At 52.1% G+C, this 12,441-nt stretch carries 16 protein-coding genes and 2 tRNA genes; 3 read left to right on the forward strand and 15 right to left on the reverse strand.

Translation table 11 applies throughout. From position 1 onward, the window contains the following. The 8 genes from FBF24_04140 to FBF24_04175 all read right to left on the reverse strand — a co-directional run bounded on the left by FBF24_04140 (position 1) and on the right by FBF24_04175 (position 3,867). Positions 1-555, reverse strand: coding sequence for a hypothetical protein (locus FBF24_04140; GenBank protein QCT41050.1), 555 nt, complete (start codon positions 553-555; stop codon positions 1-3). 131 nt (positions 556-686) lie between these two features. Continuing rightward, positions 687-763 (reverse strand) — tRNA-Met (locus FBF24_04145). Between the two features lie 28 nt (positions 764-791). Further along, positions 792-1,232 (reverse strand): hypothetical protein, encoded by a 441-nt coding sequence (locus FBF24_04150; protein ID QCT41051.1) that lies wholly within the window; start codon positions 1,230-1,232, stop codon positions 792-794. A 665-nt stretch (positions 1,233-1,897) separates the two neighbouring features. Next, complete coding sequence (locus FBF24_04155) at positions 1,898-2,083, reverse strand: hypothetical protein (protein ID QCT41052.1); 186 nt, start codon at positions 2,081-2,083, stop codon at positions 1,898-1,900. 184 nt (positions 2,084-2,267) lie between these two features. Then, positions 2,268-2,343 (reverse strand) — tRNA-Met (locus tag FBF24_04160). Positions 2,344-2,465: 122 nt separating this feature from the next. Then, positions 2,466-2,783: a hypothetical protein gene (locus FBF24_04165; protein QCT41053.1), complete on the reverse strand. Its 318-nt coding sequence runs from the start codon at positions 2,781-2,783 to the stop codon at positions 2,466-2,468. 151 nt (positions 2,784-2,934) lie between these two features. Beyond that, a complete protein-coding gene (locus FBF24_04170) occupies positions 2,935-3,141 on the reverse strand; it encodes a hypothetical protein (GenBank protein ID QCT41054.1) in 207 nt (68 codons plus the stop codon). A gap of 63 nt (positions 3,142-3,204) precedes the next feature. After that, on the reverse strand, positions 3,205-3,867 hold the full coding sequence (locus FBF24_04175; protein QCT41055.1) for a hypothetical protein: 663 nt from the start codon (positions 3,865-3,867) through the stop codon (positions 3,205-3,207). Positions 3,868-3,947: 80 nt separating this feature from the next. Between FBF24_04175 and FBF24_04180 the strand changes: the two genes are divergently transcribed. After that, positions 3,948-5,213 (forward strand): hypothetical protein, encoded by a 1,266-nt coding sequence (locus FBF24_04180; protein ID QCT41056.1) that lies wholly within the window; start codon positions 3,948-3,950, stop codon positions 5,211-5,213. An 11-nt stretch (positions 5,214-5,224) separates the two neighbouring features. Here FBF24_04180 and FBF24_04185 read toward each other — a convergent pair whose 3' ends face one another. Genes FBF24_04185 through recA form a run of 4 tightly spaced genes read right to left on the reverse strand, consistent with a single transcriptional unit; the run spans position 5,225 to position 7,981 of the window. Next, on the reverse strand, positions 5,225-5,884 hold the full coding sequence (locus FBF24_04185) for a hypothetical protein (protein QCT41057.1): 660 nt from the start codon (positions 5,882-5,884) through the stop codon (positions 5,225-5,227). Then, positions 5,871-6,473 (reverse strand): hypothetical protein, encoded by a 603-nt coding sequence (locus FBF24_04190; protein QCT41058.1) that lies wholly within the window; start codon positions 6,471-6,473, stop codon positions 5,871-5,873. The genes FBF24_04185 and FBF24_04190 overlap by 14 nt, the downstream gene beginning before the upstream one ends. After that, the gene (locus tag FBF24_04195; GenBank protein QCT41059.1) at positions 6,470-6,907 is read right to left on the reverse strand and encodes an NUDIX hydrolase; all 438 of its coding nucleotides are present in this window, start codon (positions 6,905-6,907) and stop codon (positions 6,470-6,472) included. Before FBF24_04195 ends, FBF24_04190 begins: the two co-directional genes overlap by 4 nt. Positions 6,908-6,910: 3 nt before the next feature. Further along, the gene (recA, locus tag FBF24_04200) at positions 6,911-7,981 is read right to left on the reverse strand and encodes a recombinase RecA (GenBank protein ID QCT41060.1); all 1,071 of its coding nucleotides are present in this window, start codon (positions 7,979-7,981) and stop codon (positions 6,911-6,913) included. A gap of 87 nt (positions 7,982-8,068) precedes the next feature. Between recA and FBF24_04205 the strand changes: the two genes are divergently transcribed. After that, complete coding sequence (locus FBF24_04205) at positions 8,069-8,461, forward strand: type II secretion system protein (protein ID QCT41061.1); 393 nt, start codon at positions 8,069-8,071, stop codon at positions 8,459-8,461. 16 nt (positions 8,462-8,477) lie between these two features. On the opposite strand, the gene FBF24_04210 is transcribed toward FBF24_04205, so the two are convergent. Both FBF24_04210 and FBF24_04215 read right to left on the reverse strand, forming a co-directional pair. After that, on the reverse strand, positions 8,478-9,335 hold the full coding sequence (locus FBF24_04210; protein QCT41062.1) for a PH domain-containing protein: 858 nt from the start codon (positions 9,333-9,335) through the stop codon (positions 8,478-8,480). A gap of 27 nt (positions 9,336-9,362) precedes the next feature. Next, entirely contained in the window at positions 9,363-10,397 is a 1,035-nt protein-coding gene (locus FBF24_04215) for a CBS domain-containing protein (protein ID QCT41063.1), read from the reverse strand. A 46-nt stretch (positions 10,398-10,443) separates the two neighbouring features. On the opposite strand from FBF24_04215, the gene FBF24_04220 reads away from it, so the two are divergent. Then, complete coding sequence (locus FBF24_04220) at positions 10,444-11,145, forward strand: hypothetical protein (GenBank protein ID QCT41064.1); 702 nt, start codon at positions 10,444-10,446, stop codon at positions 11,143-11,145. A 362-nt stretch (positions 11,146-11,507) separates the two neighbouring features. Here FBF24_04220 and FBF24_04225 read toward each other — a convergent pair whose 3' ends face one another. Continuing rightward, entirely contained in the window at positions 11,508-12,428 is a 921-nt protein-coding gene (locus tag FBF24_04225; GenBank protein QCT41065.1) for a magnesium transporter CorA family protein, read from the reverse strand. Positions 12,429-12,441: the final 13 nt, after the last annotated feature.

A 12,441-nucleotide genomic window follows, 5' to 3' on the forward strand; every position in this document is an offset into this window, starting at 1 on the left:
CTAAACAAGAGCATTCTCAATAATGTATTGAGGGGCCTCTGCAAATTTCTCTTTCCACAGACAATCCTTTAAGGCCACACCCCCGAGAAGTTTCCTTCTAACACTGAAAAAAGTTAATAAATCCCAGGGATCGGGCTTCTCCCCGTCCAAACGTTGCATCTGCACATCATGAAGTAAACCTACCAGCGGCGATACTCTATTACTATCAAACTGAAAGGTCGGATAAAGGTGATATCCGTGATCAGGAACTGCAAGAACGCTACCGCGGCGCACCGCAGCAAGTGTAATGCTGGAAGCATACTCCCCACCACCAAGTTCTTTGACAGCCTCTTCTGTCGTCAGGAATTGATTTTCTTTCAAGAGTTGATTTCTCGCCTCATTGGCGCGTGCAATTGCCCCGAGGTACATCTGATACTCTGGCGACCTCGAATTACTCAAACCATCAGGACAGCCCTCTCTAAAATCTCTATAAATCTGACTCCTCCACTGAGCATCGATTTCTGGAGGAAACTGTCTAGCGGGTAGTTGAGGCAATGAACTTAGACGCTCTGTCATGATGTTCTAATATAGCATGACCAGGTCAAAAAGGCCAGAAACTAGGCCACTGCGGTCAATTTACGTCATAGCTTCACATGTATCAAAATAAAAACGACCTCAACTCATGAGGCCGAAAAATCAATGAAACATGGTTGCGGGGGCAGGATTTGAACCTGCGACCTTTTGGTTATGAGCCAAACGAGCTACCAGACTGCTCTACCCCGCGGCACATTGTCCATCTTAGCAAACACGAATTATTTTTGCAAGTTCTGACTCGTCCGCCGCGCACCAAAGAGGAAATTGATCCACTGCTGGAAGTTACTGGTCGGTTGCTTTTGCGGCGTATTGTGGGCGGTCGGCTGCTGCTTGGCCGCGTCGGTTGACGGCACGATCAGCAGCTTTTCGCCGGGCGAGCCACGGCCCAGGCGCTGGCGCACCGCGAGATCAAGGTACTCATCACTCTCATAATATTTCGATTCATACGCCAGCAGCTCAGTGCGTAATTTCTCGACCATCAGCTGGTACTTTTTTTGATCGACCATCTGTTGCAGTTCATAATTGCGCTGCATCGACTCGATCGACCCCCACGCCCAACTCAGCGCGATCAGTGCCGCCGCCGCAACCACAACATTATTCAGCGTCAAATAATCGTGACGCACGTGGTACCAAAATCGTTTGAGTTTCAGCATGTTCATGTTGGTTTTATCAGAAGGTATGGCTATATTATGAGGGGTCAGGTGGGGTTAGTCAAGATGAGTGAGTATACGGAGGGTTTTTATGATAGTATCCTATGGAAGGTCATCGATAGTGAGCAAATTCCAGTTTTTGTCAATACGCTCCCATGTTCGGCGCTCCCATTCAGGCGACAATCTTTTTCGAATTTGTGCCGCTGCTTCTGGATATCTGAGAGAGAAGTCATGCACAAGTTCTTCAGCTGTCTCGAACCGTCGTTTTGACACTTTAGGCGCCTCCTGTTTGCCTGTTTCCAGGGCCCTCTCCCCAAGCTTTCTCGTATGCTCATACGGCGTCCGCATTTTTCACACACTGTTTCCTCGTGAGACATTCTCCCGTGAGCTGCATCTGCGGCAGATGTAGCCTCTGGCTGCTGAGCTACTGGTGGCTCTTGCTCTCGTGATCGGAATAGTCGCCATCGTTTCTTCATCCTACTTTTTAATATAACACAAACTCTCAGGAACTAGTAGGCACATCTCCCGTATACACCACCCTCGCCGAAGCCACCACCCACAGCGAACGCCTCATGCAGGCCTACTACGCCGGAGCCATCGATGTCGAGCTACTCCGCAAAGAACAAGACCGCATCAGAACCGACAGAACAACCGCCGAACGCCAACTCCGCCACCTACAAACCTCCCGAGACAAACTCCACACCGCCCTCGACCAATGCCTCTCCGTCCTCCACAACGGACAACAGCAATACCTCGCAGCCACCGACAACTCCCGCCGCGACCTCAACCAAGCCGTCTTCGACAAGATCTACCTCGACGACGACGAGATCACCAGCAGCCAACACAAAGCCGTCTACCACTACCTCCTCGACAGCAACCTCCCAGCAGTCTTGGAGGGTGAAGCCAAGAGGCAGCAGGGCGTGGTGGCATCCGAGACCAAGACACGACAGGACGCCGTGACCCCTGACAAGCAGCGGGATGCCGTAACCCCGGACAACATGAAGAACCTCCAGCCGGTGGCCGGAGGTTCTAAGATGACGCTTTTGGTGGGGGTGGCTGGGATCGAACCAGCGACCAACAGGTTATGAGCCCGCTGCTCTAACCGCTGAGCTACACCCCCATGAGCGATATTATACCGTAAAAGTGGCCGAGTGAGAAGTGGCGTCAATTTACCCCACTACCGACCGTCAAGCTGTTCGTGCCTTCCTGAATGCAGCGCGCGCTATCGCAGCTCCACGCCTACTAATCTATCCCCCGTTCCTTATCCGACGGCTCTTGCTTTGATGCATAGGCCGACATAGCATCCCCAGTACGTGTATCAAATGCTGCAAAATAACAGCGCCGACGAGGTCGCGGCTTCTCATCCGCAGGGACGCTCTGACCAGACGATAGCTGGCTATTCGAGGGGGCGTTCTGATCAACTGGCGGTTCAACCCCCAACTTCCTCCGCCGCGCATCATCATATGACAGGTAGCCCATGTCAACATCCCTCTCAATTTGCTCCCACTCCTCATCAGTTAACTCACGATCCCACTCACTAACCGGCAACAGTTCACTCATAATTATTAAATATCACATTTTACTCATAAAAGCAAGGCTATCTCGGTGGCACAACCCCTACCACAAAAAGACTCCCGCATGAGCGAGAGTCTTTGAGGCACCTGTTTGTTTGATACCATTGTACCGGTAACCAGGTGTATAATGCAAGTGCTTATTTCTTCTTTTTGATCGTCAAAAAGCCGTTGCGTGGATTTTCGGTAACGATTCGATCATCTGGCAAGTCGCATGGCTCGCCCTTGGCGTTCTTTTCAACCTTGGCGAAAAAATAAATCGTCTGCGTTTTGCCACCGCGCAGCGTGACTTCCGTTTTATGCAAGTAGTATGTAATGCCTTTTGAGTTTGTGTGCTTATAAGCCATTCGTATACCTCCTGTTAGTATTATACTATTCTAGATTAGCGCCTCTGTTAACCCCTGTCAAGCCTAAAGCGGTTTTTGACGATACCGAAGCAGTAGTTTCAGTACCGCCAAAGCTACCAGTCGAGCAATGATAATCAGCATAATTACCCCTGTTACCACCAATGACCAACCCGCCAAGTCCGATGACCAGAGTGGCGGCACAAATGTCTGATAATACGGCGCGGTGGCAGGCGGCGTAAATTTGAGGTCAAGTGACGAAGCAGCCGGGTACTTTGCCCATTCATCATTGATACAGCTGACGTAGCGCGGGTCGGCTGTAGCATAAAATCGCCCCCAACCACCAGCCTGGGCTCGGGCGTCGCAGACTTGGCGGACTTTGGCGACCGTGTCGTTGCTGGAGCGAGAAGCTGACTTTGACTCAAACTCTTTCCAGGCCGCCTCGTAGGCCCGCTTGTACGAGTGCTCCAGAGCGATGCGCCCCGGATCGGCGTTCATGTGCGCAACCACGTAGCGCTGCAAGTCATACACCCGCCGCTCCAGTGCTCCCTCGTCACCCTCCTTGTCGGCATTGATGACGGCATCACGGCGTTCGATCATGCCAATATTATTTAGCCTGAGGAATGTCGCGCTGATAAACGACGCCATCACTAGCAAAATGACTAGCTGCCATGTCTTGATTTCTTCTAGTCGCCGAATCGCCCGACGGGTGCCTCGCTTATCTGCCATTCCCCACCTTTCTCATCTCATTATACCAAAGATGGTGAGTGAATGCGACACGGGGCTAGCGTCAGTGGTATAATGACGCTATGAGGATTTATTTTTCGGGAATTGGTGGTGTGGCAATTGGACCACTGGCAGAAATGGCCATTGGCGCTGGGCACGAGGTCTGCGGCTCTGACCGGGCGGCCGGTTTGATGACAGAGGCGCTCAAGCAGGCCGGCATCACGGTGTCGTTTGATCAGTCGGGCGAGTTTTTGCGCAGCAAGCATCAGCGAGAGCCCTTTGACTGGTTCGTGTATACGGCGGCCCTGCCGGCGGATCATCCAGAGTTGGTACTAGCGAGACAGCTAGGGATTCGCACCAGCAAGCGTGACGAGCTACTCGCTCAGATTATTGCTGATAAGCAGCTCAAGCTCATCGCCGTCACCGGTACGCACGGCAAGACGACGACGACCGGTATGTTGGTGTGGGCCCTGCAGCAGCTCGGCGTGCCAGTGAGCTACCTGGTTGGCTCGACGCTTAGTTTTGGCCCGAGCGGTCGGTTTGATCCGGCCAGTCAGTTTTTGGTGTATGAATGCGACGAGTTTGATCGTAATTTCCTCCACTTTTCACCGTGGCTGAGCCTCATTACCGCAGTCGATTATGACCATCCCGACACCTTTCCGACGCCAGATGATTACCGAGCGGCGTTTCGGCAATTTGGCGAGCAGTCGACGCGGGTGGTCGCGTGGCGAGAGGACGCTGACGTATTTACTCCGGCTAATGCAACAGTACTTGAACAGACTGATCCACAGATAACGCTGGCTGGCGAACACAACCGGCGTAACGGCACGCTGGCAGCACGGGCAGCGATGCTGGTGCGAGAGGCGGCTGCCTTCGAGATTGAGGCTGAGGCGATTATCACGGCGCTCAATACCTTTCCGGGTACAGGCCGGCGCTTTGAGAAACTGGCTGACAATCTCTACACCGATTATGGCCATCATCCGTCAGAGATTGCTGCTACGTTGCAGCTGGCTCATGAACTAAACGACCACGTGATACTCGTCTACCAGCCACACCAAAATATTCGCCAGCACGAGGTTCGTGAGCGCTACACTGATGAGATTTTTGCCCATGCCAGCGAGATATATTGGCTGCCGACGTACTTGACCCGCGAAGACCCGAACCTGCCGGTGCTGACGCCGGAGGAATTGACGCGCCAATTGACGATGGACAAGGTGCATATCGCGCAGTTGGATGAGGCGCTGTGGCACACGATTGAGCAGCAGCGAACACGCGGTGCGCTGGTAATCGGTATGGGTGCCGGGACAATCGACGGGTGGCTACGCGAACAGCTAGGCCGCAACGCTTGATCACGGTTCGCCTACTCGTCAGACTCACCACCAAGTGCTGCCCGGATATCGTCATATGAAAATCCTTGACGGGCTAGATACGCCATGAATTTTTGCTGGTCGCCGGCATATTTATAACGTTTTTTAGCGATAATTTTTCGTAGCTCCTCGTCGTCGGAGCGGATATTTTCGCTAACCAGCTGCCCTATCGTCTCGCGGTCGATGCCCTTTTGCGCCAATTCTAATTTTAGCCGCCTGACACTAGTGCCTTTCTGTAAAAAACGATGTTCCAGCCAAAAGCGGGCAAACTTCTCATCATCGAGGTACTTTTTCTCGATCAGCCGCGCGAGCACCCGCTCGGTAATTTCCAGTTTCACGCCCGGACGCTCGGTAATTTCACCGGTCTTTGGCGAACGCTTTTTGGTCGGCCTGGTTTTACGCCACAGATAATCGCGCAGTTCTTTAACCGAGCGCGGCCGCGCCAAGCAATACTCCATGGCGCGGGCGTACAGCTTACCAAACTGGCTCTCATCCTCTAGCGCCGTCAGTTCTTCGTCGCTATATTCTCGCCCAACCTTAATCCCCAGCTCACCTACCTGAAACACATCGAGGCTAAAGCGGTATTTACCGTCAATACTCACGTTAACGCGGTTTTTGTCGCGAGTTTGGAGAGAGATGTCAGTGATTTTCATGAAGCAACCTATCACTCCTCCCGGTATCCTCAAGGTAATCAATGATCTGCGGTAACGCTTTTAGCCCCGACTCTGATCCAAGATGATGACCATTGTGGACAGTTACGAATTCTGCACCAAGCCGCCCAGCAAACACCCTAGCGTCACCATATGAGCAATATGGATCGTTGTCGCTATGAATAAATAGCAGCCGCCCTGCGCCACAGCGAATCTTCTCAATATCAAAACCAGTATCAGGCCATAATCTATCAAATTGACCTGGTTCATACTGATCCGTACCGATCGTCAATCGTTCATTCAAGAATGTACCGACGAGAATTGCCGTCTCGACTACAGGGATATCGTCTGACTGCAATAGATTCAAAACTGTCGTCGCACCAGAAGAATGTCCAACTAAAAGATTATCTGTAAAATCCCAGCCCTGACTCAACAGAAAATGATGATATTCCTCCCTATTGGGCGTGTGGCAATTTGGTAGTTGCGGTTCAAAAACTTTGTAGTTATGCGCTTTTAGCCAATCGTGCAACCAAACAAACCAATGCTCTCCTGGTGTACCATCTGTCCCATGAAGTAAGACCGCCTTTCTCATATAAGTATCTTTCGGATTGCCCGTTTATATACCTCTGGCAGATTATCGAGTTGAAGCGCCGCACGAATAATAAACTTTTGAAACTCAGCCTTGCCAGCCTCACCGTTAAGCTCAGGCCCACCGACCTTTCGGCCTACATCACCAGCAAAGGTAACGATCCCGATATGTGTTGTCGTTCCAAAATCCTTTTTCCAAATATACACATCGACAAGACGTGGTGATACTAGCTCAACACCCAGCTCCTCAGCAATTTCACGAACGATCGTCTGTTCTGGTTGCTCACCCTCATCAAGCCGACCGCCGGGCAACTCCCAATCATTGCGCTCATTTTTTCGTAGCCATATACTGTTACCATCACGAACAATTGCTTTACATGACAGCGTGACTGCTAGATTTCCCCATTCATCACGCAGCGTTACTCGCTGACCAGCCATTGGCTACCCCTCTGCTTCTTTGACCTTCTCCCGAACCTTCTGGTCAATTTCCGCCAGAACCTCAGGGTTTTCTTTCAGATACAATTTAGTTTTATCGCGGCCCTGGCCAATAGTCTCGCCGTTATACTTGTAAAAGGCGCCAGATTTTTCGACAATACCGTGCGTAGCTGCTAAATCCAGAATGTCGCCAGTTTTAGAAATGCCTTCATTATACATAATGTCAAACTCAGCGATGCGGAATGGCGGCGCAATCTTATTCTTCACCACCTTGATCTTGGTGCGGTTACCGAGAATATCATCGCCAACCTTGATCTGCCCAATCCGACGAATATCCACCCGCTGCGAGGCGTAAAACTTCAGTGCGTTACCGCCCGTCGTAGTCTCAGGATTGCCAAACATCACACCAATCTTCATGCGAATCTGGTTGATGAAAATCACCGTCGCTTTCGACTTGTTGATGATACCAGTCAATTTACGCAGCGCTTGGCTCATCAGCCGCGCCTGCAGACCCATGTGCGAATCACCCATATCGCCGTCAATTTCTGCTTGCGGCGTCAATGCTGCCACCGAGTCCACCACAATCAGATCCACCGCGTTTGAGCGCACCAAGGTTTCGGTAATTTCCAGCGCCTGCTCACCGTTGTCTGGCTGCGATACCAGCAGATTCTCGGTGTCCACACCCAACCGCTTGGCATAGCTCGGGTCAAGCGCGTGCTCAGCGTCGATAAACGCCGCCGTGCCGCCCTGTTTTTGAATTTCAGCAATGGCATGCAATGTCAAAGTTGTCTTACCCGAACTCTCGGGGCCGTAAATCTCGATGATGCGTCCCTTTGGATAGCCACCACCCAGCGCCAAATCAAGGCTCAGCGAGCCCGACGGAATCACTTCAACATCAACTTTGTGCGCCTCGCCCAGCTTCATGATCGAGCCATCACCAAACTGCTTGGTGATTTGATCCATCGCCAGACCCAAGGCTTTTAACTTCCCGTCATCAATCTTTTTCTCTGTCACCCGAGCCGTACCAGTCGCGGCGTCTGTTTGATGTTTGTCATCGGTTTTCGCTGTGCTAGCCATACCTCTCCCTCCGTTATCTTATGCTGTATAGTATACCATAAATCAAGCGCCTACCGCGAGCGATGAAACTTTGTTATAATAGACCACATGAAACGACAAGCGGGCTTTACGGTGATTGAGGTGCTGGTGGCGATTATATTTCTCGGCGTGGCCACGGCGGTGGCGTTCACCCAGCTGGTGACGATCCAACGCGAGCACCAAAACGACCGGAAAAAAACCGCTATTAATGCCGTGCATTATAGTCTCGAGGAAGCCTATTACAAGCAGCACGGCTCTTATCCGGAAAAAATTACCGACGAGACGCTGCCGACCATGGATAAGAAGCTACTCAAAGATCCGAGTGGTAAAAAGCTTGGCGACAATGGCAGCGCCTATCGCTACGAACCAACAAACTGTACCGGTGGTAAATGTAAATCATATTCGCTCAGGGCCATGCTTGATGGTGAGGCAGATTTCGTCAAAGACAGCCGCCATAAATAGCTAAATCATAACCAAACTAATCGTAACAGACTGGCCGGCCGTTTTTGAAGGCTTCAATGGCGTTGTTGAGGATGGCCACTTGGTGCTTGGGATTGGCCACGTAATGAAAAATATAAGTCGTCTCCTCACCCTCAGTACTGAGGCGAATGGTGCCGTAGTTAAAGATTGTCTGGGCGATGCCGGCCTGGAAAAAGCTGGCGTCCTCGATACTACCGAGGCTGACTGTCTGCTCGTGCCGAACGAAGAGGCTCTGTTGGATTTCCTGGATGACGCTTTCATTAGTCATGAAAAAATGATTCTGTAGATACACCCACAGAGTGATCGCGCCGCCGAGCACCACCAAGGCAACGAGCAGCAGCGCAATACCTAGCACTGCTCCCGGATTCACCGCCGGAAACAGCGGAATATTAGCGGTCAGCGACGAGAACGAGGCCGCAAATACCAGCAGCACGACGACCAACAGGAGGGTGATGGCTGTAGGAATGACCATGCCGATCGGGTGGCGCTTGATGTCGAGAATGACGTACTCGCCCTCGCTGAGATTGAGCTGCGGATAATCGCGAACGGACTGGTCGTGACGCGCCTTGGTCTCTGGGCTGACTGCGGGAACGGTCGGCTCAAGCGGCCGCGCAGCATGAACAACATTTGGTTCGTTAGCGTACTGGGCACGGATCTGCGGATTGAAATTCTGCCCCTCAATCATCTCTGGCTGGATGGTGACGTGCGAGGCTGGCTGTGGCTCAATCGGCGGCGCGGTCGTCGCCGGTGGCGGTGTCGCGGCAGCCGGCGGATGATGATACAGCGGCCGACCATCAGAATCATACGCAACCGGCTGGGTATAGTCAGGCTCAGGGTTAGTCTGGTTCGGATTCATTAGTTCTAGTATAGCATATCGACCGAATTATGCGACGTCGCGAGCATGTTTTGTCCGATTGTTATGGCGTGGATTACGCTGCGCCACCCGCCGCAGATCCTCGTGCGCATCAAACTCGTCAATGATCTTATGCCCCAGCATCCGCTCCATCACATCCTCCAGGCTGACGATACCAACCGTCTCGCGAAACTCATTCACCACGATGAACAAGTGATGCTGCACTCGCAAAAATGCCGCCAGTGCATGCTGCAACGTCTGATCCTCGCGGATGTAATACACCTTTTTCTCCATGACCGCTCGCACTCGCCTACTTGTTGACGAACGGTTAATTGTCAGTAAGTCTTGAATGTATAGCATCCCTACCACATGATCAATATCACCCTTGATGACCGGAAAGCGGCTATGTCCGGTCTTGTGCAGCGCATCCAATACCAGCGGCCCCAATACCTCATCCTGATCCACCGTATCAATCACGCTACGCGGCGTCATCACTTCCTTGACCGGTACTGCGTCAAACGACAGCACACCGATGACCATCTTTTTCTCATCCTCGCTAAGCGCCTCACCCGCCTGCTCGACCATGGCGACGAGCTCTTCTTTTGACTCAATGTCATAGCCGTCATTGGGCATCGGCGCCACCGAGCGAATCATTGCAAACAACGTCGGAAATTTCTCGATCAGCGCCAAAATTCGCCCCTCATACCGCTCGTAGAGCCGCTGGGAATATTGCTGCCATAATGAAATCCGCGCCAGTGCTCCTATCTCCAATGCGATCACTAGCGAGATAATAATACCCAGTAGCCAATGAAACAACTCCACACCGATGACACTGAGCGTCACCAGCAGCACCGCTGCGATCACCCGCTGCAATGAGAAAATATCCCGCATCAGCGCATGTCGCTTTAACAAATGGCGCGCATCCTGATCACCGCGGCGCGCTCGCCGCTGCAGCTCAAACTTACTGTGTGACGAGGCCTGCGGATGAACGCCCATGACTATTACGAGCAATATCAGCACTATCATATACAGCATTCCTAGCAAAATATCGCTCATGCTGTTCATTGTATACTTTTTATGCTATAATAGCCAGAGTTAATTTGGAGGAAATATGAACGGAAAAACCTGGGCTATCTTTGCAATCGTTGTCGCGGCTATCGTCGGCGGTATGATTTATCTGTCAACACAGAATCGTTTGAACGTTAGTGATATCTCAAATGACGCAGCTATGCGCATCATACCGGCCGAAGCGCGCACTGGTAACATCAGCGAGCACACTATCGGTAATACCAACGGCAAAGTCTTGATGATCGAATACGGCGACTACCAGTGCCCGGGCTGCCGCACTGCTGCACCAGAAGCCAAGCGTGTGGCCGAGAAATACAAGGATCACGTCGCGCTGGTCTTTCGTAATTATCCGATCCCGTCGCTCCATCCAAACGCCCGAGCGGCAGCGGCGGTCGCCGAGGCAGCTGGGCTGCAGGGCAAGTTCTGGGAGATGCACGATCTACTCTACACCAACCAAGGTGCGTGGAGCAATGCCCGTGCCAAAGAACGCACCGACGTCTTCAGTGGCTACGCCAAGCAGCTGGGCCTAAATGTTGAGAAATTTAATGCTGACTTAGCCGGCAGCGCTGTCACGAAGAAAATTGACTTTGACGTGGCGGTCGGGCGACAGTTACAAATTGATGGCACACCAACCTTTTTCATCAATGGCAACAAGCTTAACCTCGGTGACGCTAGCTCTATCGAAAATGCTGTCAAAGACGCCCTGAAAAAAGCCGGCGTCGCAGTTGATGAAGCAAAAAAATAACATCAAATTGATCAAAAGCATTAACTAGTGACCAAGTAAAAATCACCCCGGTGCCTGTGGGGTGATTTTATGCCGTCCCTTTTTATGGACGAGCGCACTTATTGTGCTATGTATGTTTGCCATTTGGCAGGCACCACATCCACTGCGACCTTTTTGCGCCGACTGGTCGACACAACATTGATTGCTATTGGCATGTGTTTCGTACTCCTTTGTACTAGTGCAGCCTCACGCGCTTCGACCTTTATTGCCCACTTTATGATAAGCAGCGACATGCTTCGGCGCGAGACACATCAGCCATGATAGCAAAGACTGATACGAACGTCAAGCAGAAGCTACCTCTGATCTGACCCCTGATACCAGCCTCAAAACAAGCGCAACCGCTTGGCGAAGATATATACAATGCCGATGAGCAGCACCGTAAACCCGGTAATCACCGGATAGGCCCACACCTCGCCCTGAAACGGCAGGGCAATATTCATGCCGTACATACCATAAAACACATTCGGGATCGCCAGGAGAATGGTGATGGCGGTCAAGACTTTCATTCGCTGGTTGAGGACATTATTGGCGATGGTTGAATAGGCGTTATGGATGCTGGTGATGGTCTGGCTGTTGGCGGCGACCATGACGAGTAATTGCTTGACGTGCAGCACCAGATCGCCCAGCGCCTCGAGGTCGCGCACCGTGAACAGGCCGCGGCGATTGAGCGCTAATTGGCCGAGCACGCTCGCTAACCCCTCGAGGCTAGAGTGAAATTCGTTGAGGCTATCTTCGATGGCTACAAACTCGATAAAGTCAGCGTTTTTCACCTCGTGGCGCGACAGCCGGTGCCTGGCCGCAGCGATATTACCAGCAAGGTCATGAATCTGTTGTTCGTACGCAGCCACCGCACAAGCGATGGTCGCTGCGAGGAGGGCGCCGGGCTTGTCGGTCGTAGTTGTGAGAAACGGCTCGGCGGTTTGCGGCGAGAAATTATTGGCAGGATTAATCGTCACGAACTGGGTTTTTGATACAGCGGCCAGTAGCGGCGCGGTCTTTATGGCATTGTCTCGAACCAGCGGCAGCCGCACAAAGACATACTCAATGCCGCCGCTATATTCCATCCGCGGCAGCTCGCGCACATCGGCCGCGTCACGGACGATATTTTCATCAAGGCCGAACTGCTCGGCGAGTTCGCTTGGGCGCAGCGTGCCGCTGACATGCGCCCAGACGCCACGATGAAACTGATGCGTTCGCCCCAACGAATCACCCATACATCGCCGCTCAAAGTAGCCCACCGTCATGCAAAAATTATAC

Source organism: Candidatus Saccharibacteria bacterium oral taxon 488 (assembly GCA_005697215.1).
GTDB lineage: Bacteria > Patescibacteriota > Saccharimonadia > Saccharimonadales > Saccharimonadaceae > Nanosynbacter.